General features: G+C 55.1%; 23 protein-coding genes, 2 pseudogenes and 1 riboswitch. Of the genes and pseudogenes, 20 read left to right on the top strand and 5 right to left on the bottom strand.

Features of this window, described 5'->3' with window-relative positions; all coding sequences use genetic code 11:
• Nucleotide 1: 1 nt before the first annotated feature.
• The 10 genes from mdtD to EA20_RS0101020 all read left to right on the top strand — a co-directional run bounded on the left by mdtD (nt 2) and on the right by EA20_RS0101020 (nt 11,423).
• Nucleotides 2-1,408 carry a multidrug transporter subunit MdtD gene (gene mdtD / locus EA20_RS0100975; protein WP_024965047.1) on the top strand — a complete coding sequence of 469 codons (1,407 nt, stop codon included), beginning with the start codon at nt 2-4 and terminating at the stop codon, nt 1,406-1,408.
• Nucleotides 1,408-2,793: a two-component system sensor histidine kinase BaeS gene (gene baeS, locus EA20_RS0100980; protein ID WP_024965048.1), complete on the top strand. Its 1,386-nt coding sequence runs from the start codon at nt 1,408-1,410 to the stop codon at nt 2,791-2,793. The genes mdtD and baeS overlap by 1 nt, the downstream gene beginning before the upstream one ends.
• A 29-nt stretch (nt 2,794-2,822) precedes the next feature.
• Nucleotides 2,823-3,530 carry a two-component system response regulator BaeR gene (gene baeR, locus EA20_RS0100985; RefSeq protein ID WP_024965049.1) on the top strand — a complete coding sequence of 236 codons (708 nt, stop codon included), beginning with the start codon at nt 2,823-2,825 and terminating at the stop codon, nt 3,528-3,530.
• A gap of 255 nt (nt 3,531-3,785) precedes the next feature.
• Entirely contained in the window at nt 3,786-5,168 is a 1,383-nt protein-coding gene (gene yegQ / locus EA20_RS0100990) for a tRNA 5-hydroxyuridine modification protein YegQ (RefSeq protein ID WP_024965050.1), read from the top strand.
• 243 nt (nt 5,169-5,411) lie between these two features.
• Nucleotides 5,412-6,311, top strand: coding sequence for a lipid kinase YegS (gene yegS, locus EA20_RS0100995; RefSeq protein ID WP_024965051.1), 900 nt, complete (start codon nt 5,412-5,414; stop codon nt 6,309-6,311).
• Nucleotides 6,312-6,542: 231 nt separating this feature from the next.
• Nucleotides 6,543-6,677 (top strand): hypothetical protein, encoded by a 135-nt coding sequence (locus EA20_RS21255; protein WP_369699771.1) that lies wholly within the window; start codon nt 6,543-6,545, stop codon nt 6,675-6,677.
• 10 nt (nt 6,678-6,687) lie between these two features.
• Nucleotides 6,688-7,698 (top strand): Zn-dependent oxidoreductase, encoded by a 1,011-nt coding sequence (locus EA20_RS0101005; RefSeq protein ID WP_024965052.1) that lies wholly within the window; start codon nt 6,688-6,690, stop codon nt 7,696-7,698.
• A gap of 123 nt (nt 7,699-7,821) precedes the next feature.
• Entirely contained in the window at nt 7,822-9,111 is a 1,290-nt protein-coding gene (locus EA20_RS0101010; protein ID WP_024965053.1) for an MFS transporter, read from the top strand.
• A gap of 50 nt (nt 9,112-9,161) precedes the next feature.
• A complete protein-coding gene (locus tag EA20_RS0101015; RefSeq protein ID WP_024965054.1) occupies nt 9,162-10,634 on the top strand; it encodes a mannitol dehydrogenase family protein in 1,473 nt (490 codons plus the stop codon).
• Nucleotides 10,635-10,736: 102 nt separating this feature from the next.
• Nucleotides 10,737-11,423 (top strand): GntR family transcriptional regulator, encoded by a 687-nt coding sequence (locus EA20_RS0101020; protein WP_024965055.1) that lies wholly within the window; start codon nt 10,737-10,739, stop codon nt 11,421-11,423.
• Between the two features lie 49 nt (nt 11,424-11,472).
• On the opposite strand, the gene fbaB is transcribed toward EA20_RS0101020, so the two are convergent.
• The 3 genes from fbaB to thiM all read right to left on the bottom strand — a co-directional run bounded on the left by fbaB (nt 11,473) and on the right by thiM (nt 14,228).
• Complete coding sequence (gene fbaB / locus EA20_RS0101025) at nt 11,473-12,525, bottom strand: class I fructose-bisphosphate aldolase (protein WP_024965056.1); 1,053 nt, start codon at nt 12,523-12,525, stop codon at nt 11,473-11,475.
• Between the two features lie 120 nt (nt 12,526-12,645).
• Entirely contained in the window at nt 12,646-13,446 is an 801-nt protein-coding gene (thiD, locus tag EA20_RS0101030) for a bifunctional hydroxymethylpyrimidine kinase/phosphomethylpyrimidine kinase (protein ID WP_024965057.1), read from the bottom strand.
• On the bottom strand, nt 13,443-14,228 hold the full coding sequence (thiM, locus tag EA20_RS0101035; RefSeq protein ID WP_024965058.1) for a hydroxyethylthiazole kinase: 786 nt from the start codon (nt 14,226-14,228) through the stop codon (nt 13,443-13,445). Before thiM ends, thiD begins: the two co-directional genes overlap by 4 nt.
• A gap of 36 nt (nt 14,229-14,264) precedes the next feature.
• Nucleotides 14,265-14,355: riboswitch (TPP riboswitch) on the bottom strand.
• 192 nt (nt 14,356-14,547) lie between these two features.
• Here thiM and EA20_RS20020 point away from each other — a divergent pair.
• The 4 genes and pseudogenes from EA20_RS20020 (at nt 14,548) to EA20_RS0101070 (ending at nt 18,339) form a co-directional block, all read left to right on the top strand.
• A pseudogene (locus EA20_RS20020) lies at nt 14,548-15,676 on the top strand (IS3 family transposase).
• Nucleotides 15,677-16,086: 410 nt separating this feature from the next.
• A complete protein-coding gene (locus EA20_RS0101060) occupies nt 16,087-16,560 on the top strand; it encodes a PAAR domain-containing protein (protein ID WP_024965061.1) in 474 nt (157 codons plus the stop codon).
• A complete protein-coding gene (locus EA20_RS0101065) occupies nt 16,560-17,936 on the top strand; it encodes a PAAR domain-containing protein (protein ID WP_024965062.1) in 1,377 nt (458 codons plus the stop codon). Before EA20_RS0101060 ends, EA20_RS0101065 begins: the two co-directional genes overlap by 1 nt.
• Entirely contained in the window at nt 17,917-18,339 is a 423-nt protein-coding gene (locus tag EA20_RS0101070) for a hypothetical protein (protein ID WP_024965063.1), read from the top strand. Before EA20_RS0101065 ends, EA20_RS0101070 begins: the two co-directional genes overlap by 20 nt.
• Before the next feature lie 44 nt (nt 18,340-18,383).
• On the opposite strand, the pseudogene EA20_RS19465 reads toward EA20_RS0101070, so the two are convergent.
• Nucleotides 18,384-19,388: pseudogene (locus EA20_RS19465) on the bottom strand (tyrosine-type recombinase/integrase); the annotation flags it as partial.
• Between the two features lie 209 nt (nt 19,389-19,597).
• On the opposite strand from EA20_RS19465, the gene EA20_RS0101085 reads away from it, so the two are divergent.
• Both EA20_RS0101085 and EA20_RS0101090 read left to right on the top strand, forming a co-directional pair.
• Nucleotides 19,598-19,846, top strand: a complete 249-nt coding sequence (locus tag EA20_RS0101085) for a hypothetical protein (RefSeq protein WP_024965066.1) — start codon at nt 19,598-19,600, stop codon at nt 19,844-19,846.
• Between the two features lie 77 nt (nt 19,847-19,923).
• Nucleotides 19,924-20,346: a GNAT family N-acetyltransferase gene (locus EA20_RS0101090; protein ID WP_024965067.1), complete on the top strand. Its 423-nt coding sequence runs from the start codon at nt 19,924-19,926 to the stop codon at nt 20,344-20,346.
• Between the two features lie 58 nt (nt 20,347-20,404).
• Here EA20_RS0101090 and apbC read toward each other — a convergent pair whose 3' ends face one another.
• Nucleotides 20,405-21,517: an iron-sulfur cluster carrier protein ApbC gene (gene apbC, locus EA20_RS0101095; RefSeq protein ID WP_024965068.1), complete on the bottom strand. Its 1,113-nt coding sequence runs from the start codon at nt 21,515-21,517 to the stop codon at nt 20,405-20,407.
• Between the two features lie 171 nt (nt 21,518-21,688).
• On the opposite strand from apbC, the gene metG reads away from it, so the two are divergent.
• The 4 genes from metG to cdd all read left to right on the top strand — a co-directional run bounded on the left by metG (nt 21,689) and on the right by cdd (nt 25,940).
• Nucleotides 21,689-23,722 carry a methionine--tRNA ligase gene (metG, locus tag EA20_RS0101100; RefSeq protein WP_024965069.1) on the top strand — a complete coding sequence of 678 codons (2,034 nt, stop codon included), beginning with the start codon at nt 21,689-21,691 and terminating at the stop codon, nt 23,720-23,722.
• A gap of 126 nt (nt 23,723-23,848) precedes the next feature.
• Nucleotides 23,849-24,244, top strand: coding sequence for a CidA/LrgA family protein (locus EA20_RS0101105; protein ID WP_024965070.1), 396 nt, complete (start codon nt 23,849-23,851; stop codon nt 24,242-24,244).
• Nucleotides 24,237-24,929, top strand: coding sequence for a CidB/LrgB family autolysis modulator (locus EA20_RS0101110; RefSeq protein ID WP_024965071.1), 693 nt, complete (start codon nt 24,237-24,239; stop codon nt 24,927-24,929). The genes EA20_RS0101105 and EA20_RS0101110 overlap by 8 nt, the downstream gene beginning before the upstream one ends.
• A gap of 126 nt (nt 24,930-25,055) precedes the next feature.
• Nucleotides 25,056-25,940 carry a cytidine deaminase gene (gene cdd / locus EA20_RS0101115; protein ID WP_024965072.1) on the top strand — a complete coding sequence of 295 codons (885 nt, stop codon included), beginning with the start codon at nt 25,056-25,058 and terminating at the stop codon, nt 25,938-25,940.
• Nucleotides 25,941-25,962: the final 22 nt, after the last annotated feature.

Here is a 25,962-nt window from a genome sequence, read left to right on the forward strand (position 1 = left end):
GATGAATACGCTTCCCCAGAATGTACGCTGGCAGCTCTGGATCGTTGCCTTCGGGTTTTTTATGCAGACGCTGGATACCACCATCGTCAATACCGCCCTGCCCTCAATGGCGGTCAGCCTGGGGCAGGATCCGCTGCATATGCATTCGGTCATCGTCTCCTATCTCCTGACCGTCGCCGTTATGTTGCCGGTCAGCGGCTGGCTGGCCGATCGCTGTGGGGTGCGGAATATCTTTTTCAGCGCCATCGTGCTGTTCAGCCTTGGCTCGCTATGTTGCGCGCTCTCCTCCACGCTCGATCAGCTGATCGCAGCCCGCGTGCTGCAGGGGATCGGTGGGGCAATGATGGTGCCGGTCGGGCGGCTGACGGTGATGAAGCTGGTGCCGCGTGAGCAGTATATGGCGGCGATGACCTTCGTCACGCTGCCCGGCCAGATCGGCCCGCTGCTGGGTCCGGCGCTGGGCGGCGTGCTGGTGGAGTACGCCAGCTGGCACTGGATCTTCCTGATCAATCTGCCGGTAGGGCTGATCGGTGCCGCGGCGACGCTGATGCTGATGCCGAATCTGCGAATGCCGCCCCGCCGCTTTGATTTTGCAGGTTTCCTGCTGCTGGCTGTCGGCATGGCCACGCTGACCCTGGCGCTGGATGGGCAGCGCAGCCTGGGCGCTTTACCTCTGATGACCGGCGCGGCAATCCTGCTGGGCTTCTTTTCCCTGCTCGGCTATTTACTGCATGCACGCGGCAACGCTAACGCGCTTTTCAGCCTGAAGCTGTTCGATAACCGTCTCTTTTCGCTGGGTCTGCTGGGCAGCCTGACAGGCCGTATTGGCAGCGGAATGCTGCCATTTATGACGCCGATATTTCTTCAGGTCGGGATGGGGTTTTCACCGTTTCATGCCGGACTGATGATGATCCCGATGGTACTGGGCAGCATGGGGATAAAACGCATCGTGGTACAGATCGTTAACCGCTTCGGTTACCGTAATGTGCTGGTGGGATCGACACTCGGTCTGGCGGCGGTGGTGCTACTGTTTGCCGCGGTTGCGCTGCTTGAATGGAATTATCTGCTGCCCGTAGTGCTCTTTTTTCAGGGGATGGTCAACGGTATCCGTTTCTCAGCCATGAACACGCTGACGCTGAAGGCGCTGCCGGACGATCTTGCCAGCAGCGGTAACAGTCTGCTCTCGATGGTGATGCAGCTGTCGATGAGTATCGGCGTCACCGTCGCCGGACTGCTGCTCGGCACCTTCGGTCAACAGGCATTGGCGGGGAGTGCAGTGGTACACCAGGCCTTTATTTACAGCTGGCTTTGCGTGGCTGTGGTGATTGCGCTGCCGGCGCTGATTTTCTGGCGCGTGCCGCCTGACGCCAGCAAAAACGCACAGCTCAGCCGCAGGAGAACACATTAATGTTTGCGAAAATACGCATTGGCATCACCGCCAAGCTGTTCGCCGCCATCTTTTCCACCTGCATGCTGGTGCTGATTACCATGCACTGGGGCGTGCGGCTCAGCTTTGAGCACGGCTTTATTGATTACATCAAGAAGGGCAACGAACAGCGGCTTATTATGCTGAGCGATGCGCTCTCCGATCAGTACGAACAGCACGGCAACTGGGATTTTTTGCGGCACAATAACAAACTCATATTTCAGATCCTCCGCTCGCTGGAGCAGAATCCTGACGCTACCAGCACCCTGCCGCCTCACGGCTGGCGCACCCCGTTCTGGGTCATCGATCAGCATTTTCACGTGATGATTGGCCCTCGCGGACCGGTTCCGCCTGAAGGCACACGTCGTAACATTACCACCAGCGATGGCCGCATCGTCGGCTGGGTTATCGGCTCGCCGCCGGAGCGACTGACGCGCAGCGCGGATATCAACTTCGATCAGCAGCAAAGGCGTACCAGCTGGATTATCGTGGCGCTGACCATGCTGCTGGCGGCGCTGGTGACCTGGCTGATGTCCCGTGGGCTGCTGGCGCCGGTCAAACGCTTAGTCGAAGGAACACAGCATCTGGCGGCGGGCAATTTCACCAGCCGCGTCGAGGCCAGCAGCCGTGACGAGCTGGGCCGGCTGGCCCAGGATTTCAACCGGCTGGCCAGCACGCTGGAAAAAAATGAGCGGATGCGCCGCGCCTTTATGGCCGATATCTCGCATGAATTACGTACGCCGCTGGCGATCCTGCGCGGTGAACTGGAGGCGATTCAGGATGGCGTGCGCAAACTGACGCCGGAGTCGATCGTCTCTCTTCAGGGGGAAGTGAGTACCCTGACCAAGCTGGTTGACGACGTCCATCAGCTTTCGCTTTCAGACGAGGGCGCGCTCGCCTACCGGAAACGCCACACCGACCTGGTGCCGCTGCTGGAAATGGTGGCGAGCAATTTTGCCGGTCGCTTCAGCAGCCGTGCGCTGAGGCTGACACTGAGGCTGCCGGAACAGGCGCCTCTGTTCGGCGATCCCGATCGTCTGATGCAGCTTTTTACCAATCTTATGGAAAACAGCCTGCGCTACACTGACGCTGGCGGCGGGCTGACGATCGCGCTTGAAAATCGTCCTGACGGAGAATGGATCTACTTTGACGACTCCGCGCCCGGCATTACTGATGAACAGTGCCAGCAGATATTCGAACGTTTTTACCGGGCTGAAAACTCGCGTAACCGTGCCAGCGGCGGTTCAGGGTTGGGGCTTGCCATCTGTCAGAATATTGTGGAAGCGCATGATGGCACCATTAAAGCGGATCACTCTGATGCCGGAGGAGTGCGAATTACGGTACACTTACCGCACAAAAATCATTGAGCGATTTTAATGCGTTAAGCAGGTATCTCATGAATCAAGAAACGCTTGCCCCACTGGTTCTGGTGGTAGAAGACGAACCTAAACTGGGTCAGTTACTGACTGACTATCTGCAGGCTGCCAACTACCGCACGCACCATATTTTGCATGGCGCTGAAGTGATTGAATGGGTAAAACAGGCCTCGCCGGAGATGATTTTGCTGGACCTGATGCTACCCGGCGTGGATGGCCTGACGCTTTGTCGTGAAATCCGCCGCTTCTCCGACGTGCCGGTGATGATGATCACCGCCAAAACGGAGGAAATCGATCGTTTACTGGGCCTGGAAATCGGCGCAGATGACTATATTTGTAAGCCCTTCAGCCCACGCGAGGTGGTCGCCCGCGTGAAAACGATTCTGCGGCGCTGTTCGCGTACGCCGGAAGAAGCGGAGAAGGCGTCGCGCCTGCTGGTCAACGAAGATCGTTTCCAGGCAAGCTGGGACGGCGCTAATCTGGATCTGACGCCCGCAGAGTTCCGTCTGCTCAAAACCCTGGCGCAGGAGCCGGGCAAGGTTTTTTCGCGCGAACAGTTACTTAACCATCTCTACGATGACTATCGCGTGGTTACGGACCGCACCATCGACAGTCATATTAAGAATCTGCGACGCAAGCTGGAGGGACTGGACGCCGACCAGCCGTTTATCCGGGCGGTCTATGGCATGGGTTACCGCTGGGAGGCAGATGTCTGCCGTTTGATCTAGCGCAATTTACATTTGTTTTGCCAGCTTCTACAATCCCCGCACATTCAGTAAGGCTGCCCGTAGAGCAGCCTTATCTGCCCGACGTTATCCGCTCTGTTCCGGCTCGCGCTGGCGCACAGGGCGAAACACGAAATTTCTGTTGAATATCGCACAGCGTCTCAGGGCGCGCTTTACCTGCGCTTAATGGCGTATTGAGGCAGCGGCGCCTAAGTGCGGCAACAACAAGTCATGCCGATCTGCTATCAGGAAACCCCTATGTTCAAACCGGAACTGCTCTCCCCGGCCGGTACGCTGAAAAATATGCGTTACGCCTTTGCGTATGGCGCTGATGCCGTCTATGCCGGTCAGCCTCGCTACAGCCTTCGCGTGCGTAATAACGAATTCAACCACGAAAACCTGGCGATCGGCATTAATGAAGCCCACGCGCAGGGAAAGAAATTTTATGTCGTGGTTAACATCGCACCGCATAACGCCAAGCTGAAAACCTTTATCCGCGACCTCCAGCCAGTGGTCGAGATGGGACCGGACGCGCTGATTATGTCCGATCCTGGCCTGATCATGATGGTCCGGGAAGCCTTCCCGCAGATGGATATTCATCTGTCGGTCCAGGCCAACGCGGTTAACTGGGCCACGGTCAAGTTCTGGCAGCAGATGGGGCTCACCAGAGTCATTCTTTCGCGCGAACTGTCGCTGGAAGAAATTGCTGAAATCCGCCAGCAGGTACCCGATATGGAGCTGGAGATTTTCGTTCACGGTGCGCTCTGTATGGCCTATTCGGGTCGCTGTCTGCTTTCTGGCTATATCAATAAGCGCGACCCTAATCAGGGCACCTGCACTAACGCCTGCCGCTGGGAATATAAGGTACAGGAAGGCAAGCAGGATGAAATTGGCAACATTGTTCATCAGCATGCGCCTATTCCGGTCAGCAACGTGGAGCCGGTACTGGGCGAAGGTCAGCCAACCGATAAGGTGTTTATGATTGAAGAGGCGACGCGTCCTGGCGAATATATGACCGCCTTTGAGGATGAGCACGGCACTTACATTATGAACTCCAAAGATCTGCGTGCGGTAGCGCACGTTGAGCGGCTGACGCAGATGGGCGTCCATTCGCTGAAAATCGAAGGGCGGACCAAATCCTTCTACTACTGCGCGCGTACCGCTCAGGTTTACCGCCGTGCGATTGACGATGCGGCAGCCGGTAAGCCCTTCGATCCCACCCTGCTGGAAACGCTGGAGTGCCTGGCGCACCGCGGCTATACCGAAGGTTTCCTGCGCCGCCATACGCATGACAGCTATCAGACTTACGATCGCAACTACTCCGCCTCGGACAGTCAGCAATTTGTTGGCGAATTTACCGGGGAGCGCCGCGACGGGCTGGCACTGGTCGATGTAAAAAATAAATTCGCCCTCGGCGACAGCCTGGAAATGATGACCCCCGCCGGTAATCTGACCTTTACGCTTGCCCGGATGGAGAACCGTAAAGCGCAGCCGGTGGAGGTCGCACCGGGTAACGGGCATTTTGTCTGGATCCCGGTGCCGGATGAGGTCGATCTTTCCTATGCACTGCTGATGCGGAATCTTGCAACAAGCCCGCCAGTCACGGCGTCAGTTGACAATAACTACGTTAAAGTTACCTGAAGTAACCTTAATTAGAATTTGATCACATAACCCCTGGCGGTTTCTGGATAGAATAAGGCCTGCTAAAAATGAGCAAGACGAAACAGCAGGCTTCACCATGCACCACCTCATTCGCCCGTCCGGCTCCCCCGGGCGGGCTTTTCTTTGCCGTGAATTCAGACGTAGCCCCGTTCCGCCCTTCCCTGAATATGCTATAACAATGACACTTCCGGCCTGACGGCCTGTTCTGACGAGATTTCAACCATGGACAAACATTCGCTGTCTTTCGTGATCCTTAATGGTAAAAGCGCGGGCAATGAGGCGCTGCGTGAGGCCATCCTCGCCCTGCGTGAAGAGGGCCTGCCGGTAGAGGTTCGCGTAACCTGGGAATATGGCGACGGTGAACGTTACGTCAAAGAAGCGCTGGCAGCCGGGGCAGCCACTATCGTGGCCGGCGGCGGCGACGGCACCCTGAATGAAATTGCCACGGCGCTGGCGACCATCGACGCGGCGCAACGCCCTGTTTTAGGCATTCTTCCCCTGGGAACGGCGAACGATTTCGCCACCAGCGCCGGCATTCCCGATGAAATGGATAACGCGCTGCGCCTGGCCATTATTGGTAAGGCGACGCCTGTCGATCTGGCCTGCGTGAACCATGAGCGTTATTTTATCAATATGGCCACCGGCGGTTTCGGCACCCGGATTACTACCGAGACACCAGCTAAACTGAAATCGGCGCTGGGCGGGGTTTCCTATTTTATTCATGGCCTGATGCGGATGGATGAGCTGAAAGCGGACAGCTGCGAGCTCAGCGGTCCGGACTTCAACTGGCAGGGCGATGCGCTGGTGATTGGCATTGGTAACGGACGCCAGGCGGGCGGTGGTCAGCGGCTCTGCCCATCGGCATTAATCAACGATGGCCTGTTAAACGTCAGCATCCTCACCTCGCAGGAACTGTTATCCACCCTTCTGCATTCATTAACCAGCGATGAGCAGAATCCGAATATCGTTTCCGCCACGCTGCCGTGGCTGAGGATCACCTCACCCAATGAGATGACGTTTAACCTTGATGGCGAACCGCTCAGCGGCACCGACTTTCACATTGAGGTGATGCCGGATGCCCTGCTGTGCCGCCTGCCGCCCGACTGTGAACTCTTAGCCTGATCTCTTCCGGGCTCATCTGACTGAAAGGCCCCGCCTTTCAGTTTTTCTCATCAAATATCGTCCTCATCCGGTGTTTTTTTCATCCTCTTTTCACGCCCGTCAGATAACGTCTGCTTTGCCATCCCGCTTCAAAAACTCTGTGATCACGATCGCTGATTTGCACCTGTCGCCTTGTATGGTAGTACGATAGTGATTAACGTCCAGACATCAGTATGACTATCAAAGGCAAAAATGATGATCGTCAGGGCTGAAGTGTTTATTCACTGCTCCGGCAGAAATGTTGAGAAGCTGGCGGCAAAGTATCCCTGTGAACCTGACTTTTTGTCAGCCGCCCGTCATGAAGACGGCACGCTCAGGAACTGGTAAGGAGAAAATGATGAAAAGTGTAGTGATAGAACGTCCGGGCGAGCTGGTATTACAGGATCGTCCTCTGCCGGAACCGGCAAAAGGTGAAGTCCGCGTCAGCGTAAAATATGCCAGCATCTGCGGTTCCGATGTGCATATCTGGCATGGTCATAATCCGTTCGCCCGCTATCCGCGCGTTATCGGACATGAATTTTTTGGCCTGATCGAGGCGGTAGGCGAAGGCGTTGACGCGGCCCGCGTTGGAGAACGCGTGGCGGTTGATCCGGTGGTCAGCTGCGGTCATTGCTATCCCTGCTCGGTCGGACGTCCTAACGTCTGTCGCGAACTCAAGGTGATTGGCGTACACCGCGACGGTGGCTTCAGCGAGTATGCCGTCGCGCCAGCAGCAAACGCCTATACGCTGCCGGAAAGTATCCCGGATAAGCTGGCGAGCCTGGTTGAACCTTTTACCATTGCGGCCAATATCACCGCCTTCCTGAAACCTCAGCCGGATGATGTGGCGCTGATTTACGGTTCTGGTCCGATGGGCCTGACGGCGATTCAGGTGCTGAAAGGCGTCTATAACGTGCGCAAAGTTATTGTCGCCGATCGGCTGCCTGAGCGTCTGGCGATGGCCAGCGAGAGCGGTGCGGACGTAGTACTGAATAACAGCGAGCAGCCGCTTTCAGATCTGCTGCAGGGCGAAATGCCGACGCTGATTATCGATGCCGCCTGCCATCCCGCCATCCTGTCAGAAGCCGTTGCGCTGGCCTCGCCGGCTGCCCGTATTGGCCTGCTCGGCTTCTCCGGCGAGCCCTGTACGCTGACTCAGCAAAGCCTGACCAGCAAAGAGCTTTCCCTGTTCACCTCACGGCTTAACAGCCATCGCTTTCCGCAGGTGATCGACTGGATGAAGCAGGGCCTGATCCAGCCGGAAAAACTGGTGACCCACTATTTCCCGCTGGCGGATATTGAACAGGCCATGACGCTGTTTGAAAAAGATCCCCGACACTGCTGTAAGGTCATACTGAGCCTGGCCTGAACATCGGCCTGTCGGTCGGTGGGGTTTTGAGTCAGCGGCAGAAAAACGTCTGCCCGGATCGAGCTCACAGACCGACGGGATAATCCCTCAGATAATAAAGATAAATATAATCAAGGTATTATTATGTTTAAGAACCTACGCTGGATTATTGTACTGCTACTGTTCATGGTCTATATGATCAACTACCTCGATCGGGTAGCGCTCTCGCTGACGCTGCCGCTGATTGAAAAAGATCTGATGCTCAATGCCGAAGAGTTCGGTTTAATTTTCAGTAGCTTTTTCTTCGGCTATGCGATCTTCAATTTCGTTGGCGGCCTGGCCACCGACAAATATGGCCCAACTCTGGTGCTTGGCGTCGCGGTAGGGCTCTGGTCGCTGTTTTGCGGCTTTACGGCGCTGGCGACCGGCTTCTGGTCGATGCTGATCCTGCGCGTGCTGTTTGGCATGGCCGAAGGACCGATCTGCGCCTCGGCCAACAAAGCGATTAACGGCTGGTTCCCCAAAAAACAGGCCGCCACCGCCATGGGCTTTTTGAGCGCCGGTTCGCCGCTCGGTGGCGCGGTTGCCGGCCCGATTATCGGCTATCTGGCACTCGCCTTTGGCTGGCGTCCGGCCTTTATGATCATCTGCTCCATCGGCCTGGTCTGGATGGTGTTCTGGTTCTTCCTCTCCGCTGATAACCCGCTGAAAAGCCGCCGCGTCAGTGAAGCGGAACGTGCGCTGATTCTGCAGATGAAAGAGGAGCAGGCCGCGTCTGAAGAGTCAGAAGCGACTCAGTCCTCTTACGGGCTGGGCCACTATCTGCGTCAGCCTGTTATCCTGGTCACGGCCTTCGCTTTCTTTTGTTACAACTACATTCTCTTTTTCTTTCTCAGCTGGTTTCCTGCCTATCTGGTGCAGGCGCATAACCTCGACATCAAATCGATGAGCTATACCACCATGATCCCCTGGATTGTCGGTTTCGTGGGGCTGGCGCTGGGTGGCTGGATCTCCGATAAAATCTTCAACATTACGGGTCGCCTCCTGCTTTCACGTAAAATCGTCCTGGTGGTTTCCCTGCTTGCTGCGGCGATTTGCGTGGCGCTCGCTGGCTCCGTGAAGGGCGTCTATCCGGCGGTGATTCTGATGTCAGTTTCTATCTTCTTCCTCTATATCACCGGCGCTATCTACTGGGCGATTGTGCAGGATGTGGTGCATAAGAGCCGCGTGGGCGGTATCAGCGGCTTCATCCATCTGGTCGGCAGCCTCTCCGGTATCATTGGCCCTTACGTGACCGGGGTTATCGTTCAGCAAACCGGCAAATTCGACAGCGCCTTCGTCCTGGCGGGCGGTGTTGCCGCACTGGGCGCGATGCTGGTGCTGTTTGTGATCAGAAGTCCAAAAGGGCCTGCCGCCAAAGCGGTATCTGTCTGAGTTTAACTGGGCGCGCAAGGGCGCGCCCGCGATTACATTAAGGATTAATTATGCTATCCCTTGAGCAACTGCCTGAAGGCACCCTCATTCCCCGCTACGATCGTAACCGGCTGCGCGCGCGCATCGTGCATATTGGCTTCGGGGCGTTTCATCGCTCACACCAGGCCGTCTGTGCAGACAGACTGGCGGCTGAACATAACAGCGACTGGGGGTATTGTGAGTGTGAAACCAGCACTTTTAACCAGGGTGAGCTGATCAACGCGCTGCGCCAGCAGGATATGCTCTACAGCGTGACCGAGATGGCCGACAGCGGACTGAACACCCGGGTCGTGGGCGTGGTCAGGCAGGCGCTCTACCGCAACGGCGACGGCATCGACGCCGTGATTGCCGCCCTGTGTCAGCCTGAGGTGGCGATTGTTTCTATTACCGTCACCGAGAAAGGGTATTGCTATCAGCCCGCTACCGGCCAGCTTATCGTTGATCATCCGGCCATCGTGCACGATCTCGCGCACCCTGAGGAACCGGAATCGGTGCCAGGCGTTATCCTTGCCGCCATTCGCCGCCGCCGCGATGCAGGTTTGCCGCCTTTCAGCGTCATGTCCTGCGACAATATGCCGGAAAACGGACACGTCACCCGCAACGTCGTCACCCAACTTGCGGAGCAAACCGACCCGGCACTGGCAGACTATATCCGCACCCATATCACCTTCCCTTCGACGATGGTCGATCGCATTGTGCCCGCGATGACCGAACAGGCCTTCGATGCGCTAAAAGAGAAGCTGGGCTGCGCCGATCCGGCCGGCGTACAGTGCGAGCCCTTCTTTCAGTGGGTGATTGAAGATAACTTCGTCAATGGCCGCCCTGAGTGGGAAAAAGCGGGAGCCGAACTGGTGGCGGACGTCCTGCCGTTTGAAGAGATGAAGCTGCGTATGCTCAACGGCAGCCACTCGCTGCTGGCCTATCTCGGCTATCTGGCGGGCTACGAGCACATCAGCGACTGTATGGGCGATGAAGCCTTTTTACAGGCAGCGCGTAAGCTGATGTTAGACGAGCAGGCTCCGACATTACGGACTGAAAATGTGGATCTGGTCGCCTATGCGGATTCGTTGATTGCCCGTTATAAGAACCGCGCCATTCGTCACCGCACCTATCAGATCGCTACCGACGGCACGCAGAAGCTGCCGCAGCGCTGGCTCGACAGCATTCGCTGGCACCTGAATAACGGCAGCCGTTTCGATCTGCTGGCGCTGGGCGTGGCGGGCTGGATCCGCTTCGTGGGCGGCGTTGATGAACAGGGTCAGCCGATTATTATCAACGATCCAATGCATGAAACCCTGGCGCAGCTGGTCGCCACCAGCGAGCAAGGCGAGCCGCGCGTCGCTGCCCTGCTCTCGCTGAAATCAGTATTCGGTGAGGATCTGCCGGACAGCTCAGCGTTCTGCGAAAAAGTCATTCACTACTATGCGCTGCTGCTAAAAGTGGGTGCAAAAGAGGCAGTCAGACAGGTCGTTGCGGCTTACTGATCGTTTCACGGCGAAAGGGCTGGCGCTGGTGCATCAGGCTGATTAGACTGAATGTTCCTGCGCCAGCCTCAGTGAGGCTTTACCCATAACGAATCGTGCCGAATGTCTATTGCTTATACCATCACCGCCAGCGAACCCGTTAATCAGCAGATTTATCGCTTTTTACGCCAGGATATTGTCACCTGCGCCATCCCGCCGGGCTCGCTGCTGTCAGAAAAAGAGGTGTCAGCCCGCTTCTCCGTCTCGCGCCAGCCGGTGCGTGAAGCTTTTATTAAGCTGGCCGAAGCCGATCTTGTACAGGTGCTTCCCCAGCGCGGCACCTTTGTGCGCAAAATTTCCGCGCAGCGCGTTGCCGATGGCCGTTTTATTCGCGAAGCGGTGGAGGTTGCCGTGGTGCGCCGCGCCGCGCTGGAGGCCTCGGCCGCCTCCCTGTCACGACTGGAACAGAATCTTCAGCTACAGAAAATGGCCGCCGCGCGCCATGACAGCCAGGCCTTTCTGCTGCTGGACGATGAATTCCATCTGATTATCGCGCAGAGTATCCAGTGCGAACTGGCCTGGGAGACTATCGAGAATATCAAAGCCGCCATGGATCGGGTGCGCTTTCTGACCTTAAGTAAAGTTTCCCCGCCGGAAATCCTGATCGCGCAGCATAATGAAATTTATCAGGCACTGGTGGCAAAGGACGTTGAGGGCGCGGAAGCCGCGCTGCGTCGTCATCTTCAGGAGATGATTTTTTCGATAACGCCAATCGCGGAACAGAACAGCGAGTGGTTCGAGCAACCCTGACGCTCAGGCAGGCCTGCCGCTAAGGAACAAGCCTGCCCGTCAGTTCCCATCAGGCGATGGTCACATCCTTAGCCAGATAGACATCCTGCACCGCATTGATCAGCGCCACGCCTTCTTTCATCGACTTTTTAAACGCCTTACGTCCCAGAATTAACCCCATGCCACCCGCTCGTTTGTTAATCACCGCCGTACGTACCGACTCGGCCATATCCGTTTCGCCCGCCGAGGCGCCGCCGGAATTGATCAGCCCGGCCCGCCCCATAAAGCAGTTGGCCAGCTGATATCGCACCAGATCAATCGGGTTGTCGCTGGTCAGATGGGTATAAACCCGCTCATCGGTAGAGCCGAACTTCACGGCGTTATAGCCGCCGTTGTTCTCCGCCATTTTCTGCTTCACGATATCCGCGCCGATGGTCGCAGCCAGATGGTTTGCCTGCCCGGTAAGATCGGCGCTGGCGTGATAGTCAACACCCTCTTTTTTAAAGGCATTGTTACGCAGGTAAGCCCACAGTACGGTAACCATACCAAGTTCGTGCGCCCGCTCAAACGCCACGGCGATCTCTTCCAGCTGACGGCGGGATTGCTCCGATCCAAAGTAAATAGTGGCCCCAACGGCAACCGCACCAAGGTTAAAAGCCTGCTCTACGCTGGCATAAAGCGTCTGGTCATACTGGGTCGGGTAGCTCAGCGTTTCGTTATGGTTCAGTTTGACCATAAACGGAATGCGGTGCGCATAACGGCGCGAAACAGAAGCGAGCACGCCGAAGGTCGAGGCGACGCAGTTACAGCCTGACTCAATCGCCAGCTCGACAATGTTGCGCGGATCAAAGTAAAGCGGATTGGCGGCAAACGACGCCCCTGCCGAATGCTCCACGCCCTGATCAACGGGCAGGATAGAGAGGTAACCCGTTCCCGCCAGACGGCCTGTATTGTAGAGCGTCTGCATATTACGCAGGACCGTGGGTGAACGGTTATTGTCGATCATGACCCGATCAACATAATCCGCACCAGGCAGATAAAGGTTTGCGGCAGGGATAGTCATACAACGGTGTTGCAGCAGTGCGTCAGCTTCATTGCCCAGTAACTTTACGATGTCCGTCATGTTAGCTCCTGATTGAAGGGAATTAGTGATTCCTGAACCCAGACAGCCTGGACCCGTTGCACCGGCTAACGCAAATGGCTGACGCCATTTTTCAGAACCATCCCACGGAAATTTTCACCGCTACCACCAGCGCCAGAAATGATGAACCGGGCCGATGCCTTTGCCTACCTCCAGCGTATCGGCCTGTTCAAGCGCGCCCTGCAGCCAGCGCTTCGCCTCCTGCACGGTCGTCGCCCATTCCTGATGCCGGGGCCGGAGCGCGGCCAGGGCCGCAGACAGTGTACAGCCCGTACCATGCGTGTGCCGGGTCGGTACGCGCGGCGCGGTGAAGCGCAGCTCCCTATCGGGCGTGATCAGCCAGTCCGGGCTTTCCGTATCGCTGAGATGGCCGCCTTTCATCAGTACAGCCCGGCAGCCTGATCCCAGCAGCGCTCTGCCCTGCTGACGCATCTCCTGCTCGCTGGTGGCGACAGAACATTCAAGCAGTGCGGCAGCCTCGGGCAGGTTCGGCGTGATTAGCGACACCTGTGGCAGCAGCCGCTGACGTAGCGTTGCCACCGCGCCGGGCGTGAGTAAAGCATCGCCACTTTTCGCCAGCATTACCGTGTCCAGTACGATCCAGGGAACCGGCGCCGCCTGTAAACCTTCCGCCACCGCCTCAATGATATCGCTCTCTGCCAGCATGCCGATTTTGACGCTGTCGATACGTACATCGCTCAGCACCGACGTCAGCTGCGCGGCGACAAAGTCAGGTTCAATACGGTAAAGCGACTGGACGCCGCAGGTGTTTTGCGCCACCAGCGCAGTGATCACGCTGGTGCCGTAAGCGCCAAGCGCGGAGAAGGTTTTCAGATCGGCCTGGATACCCGCGCCGCCGCTGGGATCGGTGCCGGCGATTGTCAGTGCATTGATGCGTTTCATTGGATCGTCTCTCCCTTCAGGCCGTAAAGCGTATCGAGAAAGGCAGCAACGAAGCTGCCCGGCCCGCCTGCAAGTGCAGCAGCACGCTCCCCGGCCAGGCTCATGATCCGGCAGGCGCTGGCGATATGACAGAGACGATCGCCCGGCAGCGCGGTGAACCCGGCCACCACGGCTGAAAGCGCACAGCCCGTGCCAACAACCCGCGTCATCAGCGGCGATCCGCCGGGGATTTGCAGGCAGCGTTGCCCGTCGGTCACAAAATCGTCTTCGCCGGTCACCGCCACGATGGCACCGCAGTCGAGCGCCAGCTGGTGAGCGGCTTCCAGGGCAGCGCTGGAGGCGTGCAGGCTGTCCACACCGCGTCCGGAGACGGGCTGACGCGCCAGCGCCAGAATTTCCGAGGCGTTGCCGCGTATGGCGGCGGGACGATAAGCAAGCAGCTGCTGGCAAAATTCGCTGCGAAAACTCAGCGCCCCTACCGCGACGGGATCGAGCGTCCAGGGTTTCTCTGCCGCAGCGGCAGCCTCTACCGCTGCCAGCATCGCTTCGCGACTGGCCTGCGTGAGCGTTCCGACATTAATCAGTAGCGCATCAGCCAGCGCGGCAAATTGTCCGGCTTCCTCCGGATCGATGACCATGGCGGGCGAGGCGTCCAGCGCGAGCAGAACATTGGCGGTGAACGTCTGCACAACATCATTGGTGAGGCAGTGGATAAGCGGTTTTTTTTGATGAAAAAGCGTGAGCGAGGCGGCGGCCGCCGTAAAGCGTTGAGGTTGGATCATGGTAAAGCTCCCAACCGGCGATCAAGAAGGCTGATGCGGTCAGGCATCTGACTTCCCTACGCTGGCATTATCCAGTTCAGGTTCAACGGGTATTTCTCAGCCCTTACGGGCACCCCGAGTCATATAGATTGCATTTATTTATTAATTAATGAGTTACATAAAATCACATGCTTATATAAGCTTGTTTTTACGAGCTTCACTATTGAGCATTGTACCTCACCTTGTGCCCCGTTTTGTACCCCATAGGGAAGCAAAATGAATCGCCACAGGTTTAACAGACACCTCAGAATCATTTAAAATGACCTGAAGAGAGGTGCCCCTGAGCGGTAAGCGTTATCCCGAAGAGTTTAAAAATTGAAGCAGTAAAACAGGTTGCTGATCGCGGTCATTCTGTTTCCAGCGTTGCAACACGTCTCGATATCACCACCCACAGCCTTTACGCCTGGATAAAGAAGTACGGTCCGGACTCATCAGCTAATAAAGGACAGTCAGATGCTCAGGCCGAGATCCGCCGACTCCAGAAGGAGCTGAAGCGGATTACTGACGAACGGGACATATTAAAAAAAGCCGCGGCGTACTTCGCAAAGCTGTCCGACTGAGGTACGCCTTTATCCGTGACAACAATCGTTGCTGGCCTGTCCGCCTGCTCTGCCAGGTGCTGGATGTGCATCCGAGTGGGTTTTACGCCTGGCTTAAGCAGCCACATTCACGACGGTATCATGCTGACCTGAAGCTGACGGGGCATATCAAGCAGTTCTGGCTGGAATCGGGCTGCGTTTATGGCTATCGCAAGATCTATCTCGATCTGCGGGATACCGGGCAACAATGCGGAGTGAACAGAGTCTGGCGACTGATGAAGCGTGTCGGGATAAAGGTTCAGGTCGGGTACCGGAGTCTGCGGGCACGCAAAGGCGAGGCCAGTATCGTGTCGCCCAACAGGCTCCAGCGACAGTTCAATCCGGATGCTCCGGATGAGCGTTGGGTAACGTACATAACCTACATCCGAACCCACGAAGGCTGGCTGTATCTGGCCGCGGTTGTTGACCTGTTCTCACGTAAGGTTATCGGCTGGTCAATGCAATCCCGGATGACAAAGGACATTGTCCTGAACGCACTGCTGATGGCTGTATGGCGGTGCTGGTTCACTCGGTCAGGGCAGTCAGTACACAAGCCATGAGTGGTAGTCGTTCCTGAAATCACGCGGCCTAGAGGGGAGTATGAGCCGTCGCGGTAACTGTCACGATAACGCGGTTGCAGAAAGCTTTTTCCAGTTACTGAAACGCGAGCGGATAAAGAAAAAGATCTACGGAACGCGGGAGGAAGTCCGCAGCGATATTTTTGATTACATCGAAATGTTTTATAACAGTAAGCGTCGGCATGGTTCGAGCAATCAGATTTCACCGGCAGAATATGAAAACCAATATTATCAACGGCTCGGAAGTGTCTAGGTTATCCGTGGCGATTCATTTAAACTCCCCTCAAGATCTTTGATCTTTTGCTCGGCATCGAACAAAAGTGTTTGCATTGTCACGGCTTCTATCTTGGCGTTAGCAAGTTCAACCATCAGATTAGCCAACTCAAGTTTGAGCGTGGCCTTGTCCAGTTCATCACTGTTATTCGCAGTTTCTGGGTGATGCTCACCGCTTTATCAAGAATCCCTACCGCAGCCGCCGTGCTTGCCAATACACCGGTCATAACATCCCCTAACTAAAATTTATCGAAGACCACCCCCCACAATTTAATCGGATAACCTTCTGTTAAGAAACGAAGTTTAACTTAGGTTTAATACTGGTTGCGCATGTAGCCATTGATTGTAAAATGACCATCGTGATTATTTCCATAACAAGTAGAGGGACTTATGCATCAATACACCAGCGAACTAACCACCGAAATTAAAAAATTATGTGCTCAACCACCATTCGCAGCTGAAGAGATCACCACATTTGACGAAAGCACGCAGCAAGAAGTCCTAAACCTGATTACACGATTAGCCACCTGCCCTGTAAAGCTAATGTTCAGGATAGCAACGATCGGGAGTCTTACCTGTAACGGTAGCGTTCATCAAAAAGCATCAGGTAAGAGCACTGCCGGGGGATTTCAGGTTGCACGAGTAGGAGATAAGGTTGTAGACGCAGACGGCAGTGAAGCCACTATCATTTCCGGTGCTGGTGCAGCACGAGTAATGCAGGGGGTATCCTCTGCACTGGTTGGAAGTATGCTTGATAATGGAGATGAAATAATCTCAACGCCACAATCCAGCAATAGACTGGTATTCCGTGAAGGTGACACTCTCCCGAATGGATTCCTAACCATGCCAGGGAGTAAGCACTAATGGGAGCCAGGGGTAATTATCTATTCAGGGGTGATAAGACTGTTTGCGGTGGCAGAATTCTTGAAGGATGTACCGATCACCAGTTTTTTGATAAAGACATGGCCTGTGAAGGCCATAAAGTAACCTGTGGCAAACATCCAGGATATTATCGTATTTGCGGCGGTCTTAATAACGACGACATACATGGAAAAAGAATAGCTGGAACACTGCACAGCTATAGCTCCTGCCCATGCAAATCGAAATTCGTTCCTTCAAACTTCGTTGATGATTATGAACTTGAGAGCCAGTCAACAATAACCACAGACAATTATCACGAGGTAGAGTTTCCTGTTCTGCCTGGCCCGATTGAGCCAGGACCAGATCAGCACGCCCAGGTAGCGCAAAAGAAAACAGGTATCGACGCAGGTTTTGCCGTTCTCCCCTACGGCGGCACTACAGAAGCCTGGCAACGTCTGCTATTCACCGAAACCCCACCAGCGGGAGCAAAGGAACTATTCGCTACGCTGAACGGCCCGGATGAAAGATACAAAGCTGGTTCGATTATGCTTCTGGTTGATCCTGAGAAGCAGGACGACGAACAGATCGCCCACATGAAAGCCGCGAAAGCGCGAGTCGATGCTGCGTTAGAACCGCTGACGCATGAAGAGGCTAACTTCCTTCATAAACATTACGCTACCATAGCTAATTTCACCAGCTACGCTGATACCGGAATTGGCCTTGCTGCTGATCCTGTTGGAAAATACTTTGAGAGTATCGAAAAAATACTCAAAGAGATTCAAGAAACGTATAAGAATACCTACATAACAAGAGGCTCATTGATTGGAGAACAATTTTATGTCAGACGTAGCCAGTTGTTTAAAGAACTTGAATCCATACTCAAAGTCAGTTTCCTTAATAAGGCTATGAAGTTCGGTGAGTATATAAAAATAAAAAATGCACTCGGCCTTTCCAGCAGTTCTATTACCCACAAATGGAATGAAACGGGGATCAGTGACATTGAAGGCTATGCTACCCACATCGAACGGGCAGCTAAATACGTAAAAGCAATGCGTTACACTGGTTATTTAGGCATTGGTTTTAGCGGACTCCATTCTCTTAACGAAATTCATGAAGCGTGTTCTGTTGGTCGCGAAGCTGAATGTACTAAGAAAAAGTATACTGAGATTGGTAGCTTTGCTTTGGGTACAGTCGGTGGTATTTACGCTGGTGGCAACGCTATACCATTATGTGTAGCAATTGGCGTTGGTAGTGCAGGTGTTGGTGGGCTTGTTTGTACTGTCATTGCCGGTATTGGTTTAGGCTATGCAGGTAGCACAGTAGGGAGTGCTGTTGGGGAATTAAGCGGGGAGCAGCTGTATGATGTCTACGGCAATTAATTTTCTGACCATGCATCGAATTGAGATTTCTGGAATCTTTATGATTCTCGGAATAATAACATACGCTTTCAGCATAATACACGACAAATTATCCAAAGAAAAATTCCTTACGCTTTGCTCACTATTCGTAAATAAATTTGGCGCAAGACCAGCAGAAGTTTTAATTTATCAAGGTGGGGGTTTCTTTTTCTCGTTTATGCGTGATGCGTTCTTTATCAAAGCATTATACTTTAAAGAAAACTCATTCCATACGCGAGGGATGAATAATGAACAAATACGCTTCATTAAAGAACTTCCTAATCAGCACACCGATTGGTTACGTATAAAAGTGCGACTTTCCATCGTTGGTATTATTTTTCTATTCATGATGCTAGCAGTTTTCTATTTACCATCATTCATTTAACGACAATAAAATAAATAGCCAAGTTTTACGCTTGGCTATTTTATTCACTTCCAATGAATCCCATCAATCACATAAGAAACTGAGGACAAAGGAAACGTATGTAAATAGCGTTTTGTGATCCCTCCGCTTTTCTCGTGGCCCACGGTCTGCTGTAAGTGCAGAATGTTTTTCACCTAACCAGCCATTGCCGAAGAGCAAACACTATGACGGATAGAATGCAGTAACCGCCGTTGTCCATAATCGTCCAGATAAGGAATACCCAACTGATCTCGAACATCAGCAAACACTCTACCGATCTTCGTCATGTTCGTACCTGCCACTTCTGAAAAAATCCGCTCTTTCCACTGGCGATCAACATATTCCATGAATCCCCATTCGATCAGCTTAGGATGAATAACTACCTGTCTTGTAGCATTCTCCGTCTTCCCTTGCCCTCCTTCGGCAATCAGGAAGTAGTAACGCTGGCTGTCCTCATCGAATTTGATCTGTGACTTTTCCAGCTTGCCTATCTCACTTCTTCTGACTCCAGTGTATGCCAACAACGTGATCCATTTTTGCCAGTTATCTGGCTGCTTGAGCGCCCATCCTACAAATTTTTTCATCTCTGCTGTGCTCTAAGCGCCAAATCTCGCTTTTGAAGGTGCAGCCACTACGCCATCAGTTGGCGCCTTAGATAAAATGTCTTTGCTTTCTGTGAGGAAGGTTTTGAAGAGTGATTTATACTGCTTGAGATGCTTATGGATGGCCTCAACGCCTACCAGTTGATCCGGTGGAACATCATCACATTCAATCAGTTGCTGGATGGTCATTGAGCGGTAAGGCTGAACAACGCGCTTAGAGAGATTTTCAACAACTTCCATCACCTGTTTAATGTCCTGCTTTGTGATCGCCGTGACATCAGTTTCCCCTCCCAAGACCGTTAACAACACTTCCATGTAACGAGCACTCGCCATTGAGATCGGTTTCGTCCAGTTGAGCCCCTTTTCATCTTTGTACATGGCCTACGCATCAGCAATGGTTAACACTTTTTCAGGTTTCGCTGACAGTTGTGGTTCCACGATTCTTGCTGCGCCTGACGCTTACTGCCTGCTTTCTTGTCATCGTAGCAAGAATATCCATCAGCATTGACCTGCTCACCACTCATTTTATGCGCCATAAGTCTGACGGCTCTCCCCTCTGCTTCCGCTTTTTGCTAAAGTCCGGCCAGCAATTTTTCGACAACCGCCCGGTCAGAGAGCGGCAGACGACGGGAGACAACATGATCAGACCCCTTAACGAACAGTACGGTATCAGCGTGGCGGCGCTGCAGATGCTCAATTATCTGGAACGCATCTCACGCGGCGATCCAGCGTTTTCTATCCAGGATAGGGTGCTGAATCACCGTTGTAACGTAACGCCGCCAGATAACTTCACCCTGCTCAATCAGCTGTTTGATGCCGGAAAGGTTGACTATGATTATCGCGGTAGCGGTCTTGACGGCGAAAGACATGTCAAGCTTGTACGCTGAAACGTAGCCTTAAACGTCGTGTATAACAGCCCATACAGGGCGGCGTCGCGCATCATTTTAACGAGAGATCTCTGGCCATGAATATCCGCCCCTTTACCGAAGCTGACCGCCCTTTTTTACGCACGCTGTTCCTGGCCTCCCGCCGGGCCAACTGGCACTGGCTGGACGGCAGCGAATGGCAGCTGGAAGATTTCGATGAAGTGACATTGGGAGAACGTATTCTGGTTGCGGAAGCGGATGGGCACCGTACCGGCTTTGCCGCCGTGCTGCCTAACGACAATTTCCTGCACAGCCTTTTTGTCGATCCCGCCTGGCAGGGCCGTGGCGTTGGCACGGCGCTGCTCGACGCCGTCCAGCAAAATTTCACCTCATCCGGGGCGCTTAAGTGCATGAAAGCGAATACCGCTGCGGTGAAATTTTATCAGAAACATGGCTGGCAGGTGATAAGCGATGGGGAGAGCGAGCACGGCGAATACTGGTTGATGCACTATGTTTTGTGACAGGTAAGCCGTACTGCGTTAATCGATTCTCTCCCGGCAGCACCGCCGGGAGAAGGCCTCAGATAACGCGAAAAGCGATATCGTCAGGGATCACCTCGCCCTGCCAGTAGAGCTGTGCGGCGACGTTGCCCGCCAGCTGGCGATAGATCTGGGTAAACTCGCTGTCTGGCCGGCGAACCACGGTTGGCTGGCCGTCATCCAGATCTTCCCTGAGCGTGATATGCAGCGGCAGCTGACTCAGCAGGCGCGTCTGATACTGTTCCGCCAGTTTCAGCGCGCCGCCGCTGCCGAAGATCGCCTCGTGATGACCACACTGGCTGCAGATATGCATGCTCATATTCTCCACCACGCCCAGCACCGGCACATCCACTTTTTCGAACATCACGATGCCTTTGCGGGCATCAACCAGCGCGATATCCTGTGGTGTGGTCACCACCAGCGCACCGGTCACCGGGACGTTTTGCGCCAGCGTCAGCTGGATATCACCGGTGCCTGGCGGCATATCCAGCACCAGATAATCCAGGTCGGGCCACAGCGTTTCGTTAAGCAGCTGCATCAGCGCTTTACTCGCCATCGGGCCGCGCCACACCATCGCATTATCTTCAGTCACCAGATAGCCGATCGAGTTAGTGGCCAGGCCGTGCGCCATAATCGGGGCCATATGGGTGCCATCCGGCGAGGTGGGTCGCTCGTCGCGTGTTCCCAGCATGTCAGGAATCGACGGGCCGTAAATATCCGCATCAAGCAGGCCCACTTTCGCCCCTTCAGCCGCCAGCGCCAGCGCCAGATTCACTGCAGTGCTGGACTTGCCGACGCCGCCCTTACCGGAACTGACGGCAATAATATTTTTTACGCCTTTAACACCAGCCTGATTTTTGACCCGCTTCATGGTGGCGACCTCATGCTTCAGCCGCCAGCTGATCGCCTCAGCACCGGTCAGGCGCAGCAGTTCGGCGCTGGTTTGCTCCTGCAGCGCCTCAAACCCGCTGTTCCAGACGAACGGCATCACCAGATCGACGTGCAGCGTATTGTCCAGCAGCGTACAGTGATGCAGCGCTTTCAGTCGGGTCAGATTGTGGGTCAGCGTGGGGTGTTCAAACGCCGTTAATACGCCCATCACCATCGCGCGCAGCGCCTCCGGTGAGTGTTGCCCCTGGGATTGAGAACGCATCCGGGCTCCTTGTTTTCATATTGGTTTTCGTGCGTTAAGCATATCAGAAGTGGCCGCAGATGAGGCGCAGGGAAAGCAAAAACGACGTGGGGATCGCGGGAATGTTTACGCAGCGACGACACTCAGTTACCATCTAAGCCCCCTAGTTAATCAGGTATAACAAGTCCCACTATGACTCAAGTCGCGAAAAAAATATTGGTAACGTGCGCACTGCCGTACGCTAACGGCTCCATCCATCTCGGCCACATGCTCGAGCATATCCAGGCAGATATTTGGGTTCGTTACCAGCGAATGCGCGGCAATCAGGTTTACTTCATCTGTGCAGACGACGCGCACGGGACGCCCATTATGCTGAAAGCGCAGCAGTTGGGCATCGCGCCTGAACAGATGATTGCCGAGATGAGTCAGGAACATCAGACCGATTTTGCCGGCTTTAATATCAGCTACGATAACTATCACTCTACGCACAGTGATGAGAACCGCGAACTCTCCGCGCTGATTTATACCCGGCTGAAAGAGAACGGCTTTATCAAAAACCGCACTATTTCGCAGCTCTACGATCCCGAAAAAGGCATGTTCCTGCCAGATCGTTTTGTGAAGGGCACCTGCCCGAAATGTAAATCGCCCGATCAGTATGGCGATAACTGCGAAGTGTGCAGCGCCACCTACAGCCCGACCGAGCTGATCGATCCGAAGTCCGTGGTCTCCGGTGCCACGCCGGTACTGCGTGATTCCGAACACTTCTTCTTCGATCTGCCGGAGTTCAGCGAGATGCTGCAGGCGTGGACACGCTCCGGTGCGTTGCAGGAGCAGGTCGCGAACAAAATGCAGGAGTGGTTTGAATCCGGCCTGCATCAGTGGGATATCTCGCGTGATGCGCCCTACTTTGGCTTCGAAATCCCGGATGCGCCAGGCAAATATTTTTACGTCTGGCTGGATGCGCCTATCGGCTACATGGGGTCGTTCAAAAACCTGTGCGACAAGCGCGGCGATATCGACTTCGACGCTTTCTGGCAGAAAGATTCCGATGCCGATCTCTATCACTTCATCGGTAAAGATATCGTCTACTTCCACAGCCTTTTCTGGCCAGCGATGCTGGAAGGCAGCAACTTCCGCAAGCCGACCAACCTGTTTGTGCACGGCTACGTGACGGTGAACGGCGCGAAGATGTCCAAATCACGCGGTACCTTTATCAAAGCCAGCACCTGGCTGCAGCATCTTGATGCCGACAGCCTGCGCTACTATTACGCGGCCAAGCTCTCCTCGCGCATTGACGATATTGACCTGAATCTCGAAGATTTTGTTCAGCGCGTCAATGCCGATATCGTTAACAAAGTGGTGAACCTCGCCTCACGTAACGCGGGCTTCATCAATAAGCGTTTTGACGGCAAGCTCTCCGCTGAACTGGCCGATCCGGCGCTCTATAAAACTTTTACCGATGCGTCAACCAGCATCGGTGAGGCCTGGAGCAGCCGCGAGTTTGGCCGTGCCGTGCGTGAAATTATGGCGCTGGCCGACGTCGCCAACCGCTATGTGGATGAGCAGGCGCCGTGGGTAGTGGCGAAGCAGGAAGGCCGCGACGCCGAGCTGCAGGCCATCTGTTCAATGGGCATCAATATGTTCCGCGTGCTGATGACCTGGCTTAAGCCGGTGCTGCCTTCGCTGAGCGAGCGCGCCGAAGCCTTCCTCAATCAGGAACTGAGCTGGGAAGGCATTCAGCAGCCGCTGCTTAACCATTCCGTCGCCAGCTTTAAGGCGCTCTACAACCGTGTGGAGATGGACAAAGTCAACGCGCTGATTGAGGCGTCAAAGGAAGATGCCGTCGCGGCCAGCAAGCCTACGCTGACCGGTCCGCTGGCTGACGACCCGATTCAGGAAACCATCAGCTTTGATGAGTTTGCGAAGGTCGATATGCGCATCGCGCTTATTCAGAATGCCGAACTGGTAGAGAAGTCGGACAAGCTGCTGCGCCTGACGCTGGATCTGGGCGGCGAAACCCGCCAGGTCTTCTCCGGCATCCGTCAGGCTTACCCTGACCCTGCTCTGCTGGTGGGGCGTCTGACGGTGATGGTTGCCAATCTGGCGCCGCGTAAGATGCGCTTCGGTGTCTCCGAAGGCATGGTGATGGCGGCGGGCCCTGGCGGCGAGGATATTTTCCTGCTGAGTCCCGACAGCGGCGCTCAACCCGGCATGCAGGTGAAGTAACGACCTTCACCGCAGAAACGGTAAGGGGCGATCTGATTCGCCCCTTTTTTTATCCTCAGAGCGTGACTCATAGCACGTTTTATTATTTCGACGTATGATTAACGTTCTGAATACCGGGAGCTTATCATGCGCAGCGCGCTGTCCGTTATCTGGCGTTATCTTCGCGCCTTTATCATCATTTATCTCTGTCTTTATGCCGGCATCGGGCTGGCTGCCCTGCTTCCTGTGACCATCCCGGGCAGCATTCTGGGCATGCTTATTCTCTTTTTCCTGCTGGTTTCCCGCCTTGTCCCCGTTAACTGGGTGAAGCCAGGCAGCCTTCTGCTGATCCGCTATATGGCGCTGCTGTTCGTGCCGATAAGCGTCGGCGTGATGAGCTATATGGACGTGCTGACCGCGCAGTTTGGTCCGATTGTGGTCTCCTGCGTCGCCAGCACCTTTATTGTGCTGCTGACCGTTGGGCTGACCTCACACCAGGTGCACAGCCGGGTCCCGGCGAAGAAAGGAGCAGGCGATGAGTGATATCTGGTGGTCGCTGCCGCTGACCCTTGTGGTCTTCTTTCTCGCCCGTAAGGTGGCGGCGAAGGTAAAAATCTCGCTGCTGAATCCGCTCCTGATCTCCATGGCGGTGATTATTCCCCTGCTGCTGCTGCTGCAGATGCCTTACGCCCGTTATTTTCAGGGAAGCAGCGTGCTGAACCAGCTTCTGCAGCCTGCCGTCGTCGCGCTGGCGCTGCCGCTTTATGAACAGCTGCATCAAATTCGTGCGCGCTGGAAATCGATTATCAGCATCTGCTTTATTGGCAGCCTGACTGCCATGATCTCCGGCACGGCCATCGCGCTCTGGATGGGGGCTACGCCGGAGATTGCCGCCACTATTCTGCCCAAATCCGTGACCACTCCAATCGCTATGGCGATCTCTGGCACGCTCGGCGGTATCCCGGCTATCAGCGCCATCTGCGTACTTATCGCCGGCGTGCTGGGTGCCGTATTCGGTCATATGCTGCTTAACCTCTTTAAGATAAAAAGCAAACCAGCGCGTGGGCTGGCGATAGGCAATGCCTCCCATGCGTTGGGCACCGCACGCTGCGTCGAGCTGGACTATCAGGAAGGGGCATGGAGTTCGCTGGCGCTGGTGATTTGCGGCATCATCACCTCGCTGCTGGCACCTTTTATCTATCCACTGCTGATGGCACTCTGGGGATAAAAGTTGCGATAAGTCCCGCATTTAAGAAATGAATTTCACAGGTTACATTCTAAATGTGATAAAAATCACATACAACGCCCGGACGGCCCGACAGAATAAGCGGCCGACCACCCTGAGAGGCCCGATATGCACCCACGTTTCCAGACTGCTTTTGCCACGCTGCCTGCGCCGCTGCAAAGCGCCCTGCACCCAGTTCTTGCCGCTGATGACTTTGCCGCTTTTTTAACGCCGGAACAGATCGACAGGGTTAAAAGCCAGACAGGGATGAATGACAGCGAGCTGGCTTTTGCCCTGCTGCCGCTGGCCGCCGCCTGCGCCGTCGTTCCGCTTTCCCACTTCAGCGTAGGTGCGCTGGCACGCGGCAGCAGCGGTCACCTCTATTTTGGGGCCAATATGGAGTTTGCCGGCAGTACCATGCAGCAGACGGTCCACGCCGAGCAGAGCGCCGTCACGCACGCCTGGCTACGCGGTGAACCCTCACTTGAGGCGATCACCGTGAACTACACGCCCTGCGGCCACTGCCGCCAGTTTATGAATGAACTTAACAGCGGCACCGCGCTGCAGATTTCTCTGCCGGGCCGGGAGCCCGCTACGCTGGGCGACTACCTGCCGGACGCCTTTGGTCCCCGCGATCTGGATATCAAAACCCTGCTACTGGATAAAGTCGATCACGGTTTCACCCTGAAAGGCGATCCGCTCAGCCAGGCGGCGCTTCAGGCCGCTAACCGCAGCCATGCGCCCTATACGCAGGCCTGGAGCGGCGTGGCGTTGCAAAGCGAGGACGGCGCGATTTTCGCCGGAAGTTATGCCGAAAACGCCGCCTTTAACCCGAGCCTGCCGCCGCTGCAGGCCGCCCTGAATCTGCTGAGTCTCTCTGGCCGTGATGTGCTGAAGATCCAGCGGGCGGTACTGGCTGAAGCCCCCGACGCCAGCGTGATTCAGCGCCAGGCGACACTGGCTACCCTGCAGGCGCTTGGCTGCGCCAATGTCACGACCGTTCCGCTGAACTGACCCTTTCCTGCGGCTTCACCGC

Source organism: Pantoea sp. IMH, assembly GCF_000599885.1.
Taxonomy (GTDB): domain Bacteria; phylum Pseudomonadota; class Gammaproteobacteria; order Enterobacterales; family Enterobacteriaceae; genus Erwinia.

What these genes read in the sequence shown, in the direction of transcription:
- cdd (WP_024965072.1), top strand. Translation starts at nt 25,056, where the DNA reads ATGCACCCACGTTTCCAGACTGCTTTTGCCACGCTGCCTGCGCCGCTG.
- thiD (WP_024965057.1), bottom strand. Translation starts at nt 13,446, where the DNA reads ATGAAACGCATCAATGCACTGACAATCGCCGGCACCGATCCCAGCGGC.
- yegS (WP_024965051.1), top strand. Translation starts at nt 5,412, where the DNA reads ATGGACAAACATTCGCTGTCTTTCGTGATCCTTAATGGTAAAAGCGCG.
- EA20_RS0101005 (WP_024965052.1), top strand. Translation starts at nt 6,688, where the DNA reads ATGAAAAGTGTAGTGATAGAACGTCCGGGCGAGCTGGTATTACAGGAT.
- EA20_RS0101090 (WP_024965067.1), top strand. Translation starts at nt 19,924, where the DNA reads ATGAATATCCGCCCCTTTACCGAAGCTGACCGCCCTTTTTTACGCACG.
- EA20_RS0101070 (WP_024965063.1), top strand. Translation starts at nt 17,917, where the DNA reads ATGATGTCTACGGCAATTAATTTTCTGACCATGCATCGAATTGAGATT.
- apbC (WP_024965068.1), bottom strand. Translation starts at nt 21,517, where the DNA reads ATGCGTTCTCAATCCCAGGGGCAACACTCACCGGAGGCGCTGCGCGCG.
- EA20_RS0101015 (WP_024965054.1), top strand. Translation starts at nt 9,162, where the DNA reads ATGCTATCCCTTGAGCAACTGCCTGAAGGCACCCTCATTCCCCGCTAC.
- EA20_RS0101020 (WP_024965055.1), top strand. Translation starts at nt 10,737, where the DNA reads ATGTCTATTGCTTATACCATCACCGCCAGCGAACCCGTTAATCAGCAG.
- thiM (WP_024965058.1), bottom strand. Translation starts at nt 14,228, where the DNA reads ATGATCCAACCTCAACGCTTTACGGCGGCCGCCGCCTCGCTCACGCTT.
- EA20_RS0101060 (WP_024965061.1), top strand. Translation starts at nt 16,087, where the DNA reads ATGCATCAATACACCAGCGAACTAACCACCGAAATTAAAAAATTATGT.
- EA20_RS0101110 (WP_024965071.1), top strand. Translation starts at nt 24,237, where the DNA reads ATGAGTGATATCTGGTGGTCGCTGCCGCTGACCCTTGTGGTCTTCTTT.
- mdtD (WP_024965047.1), top strand. Translation starts at nt 2, where the DNA reads ATGAATACGCTTCCCCAGAATGTACGCTGGCAGCTCTGGATCGTTGCC.
- EA20_RS0101105 (WP_024965070.1), top strand. Translation starts at nt 23,849, where the DNA reads ATGCGCAGCGCGCTGTCCGTTATCTGGCGTTATCTTCGCGCCTTTATC.
- EA20_RS21255 (WP_369699771.1), top strand. Translation starts at nt 6,543, where the DNA reads ATGATGATCGTCAGGGCTGAAGTGTTTATTCACTGCTCCGGCAGAAAT.
- baeS (WP_024965048.1), top strand. Translation starts at nt 1,408, where the DNA reads ATGTTTGCGAAAATACGCATTGGCATCACCGCCAAGCTGTTCGCCGCC.
- yegQ (WP_024965050.1), top strand. Translation starts at nt 3,786, where the DNA reads ATGTTCAAACCGGAACTGCTCTCCCCGGCCGGTACGCTGAAAAATATG.
- fbaB (WP_024965056.1), bottom strand. Translation starts at nt 12,525, where the DNA reads ATGACGGACATCGTAAAGTTACTGGGCAATGAAGCTGACGCACTGCTG.
- metG (WP_024965069.1), top strand. Translation starts at nt 21,689, where the DNA reads ATGACTCAAGTCGCGAAAAAAATATTGGTAACGTGCGCACTGCCGTAC.
- EA20_RS0101085 (WP_024965066.1), top strand. Translation starts at nt 19,598, where the DNA reads ATGATCAGACCCCTTAACGAACAGTACGGTATCAGCGTGGCGGCGCTG.
- EA20_RS0101065 (WP_024965062.1), top strand. Translation starts at nt 16,560, where the DNA reads ATGGGAGCCAGGGGTAATTATCTATTCAGGGGTGATAAGACTGTTTGC.
- baeR (WP_024965049.1), top strand. Translation starts at nt 2,823, where the DNA reads ATGAATCAAGAAACGCTTGCCCCACTGGTTCTGGTGGTAGAAGACGAA.
- EA20_RS0101010 (WP_024965053.1), top strand. Translation starts at nt 7,822, where the DNA reads ATGTTTAAGAACCTACGCTGGATTATTGTACTGCTACTGTTCATGGTC.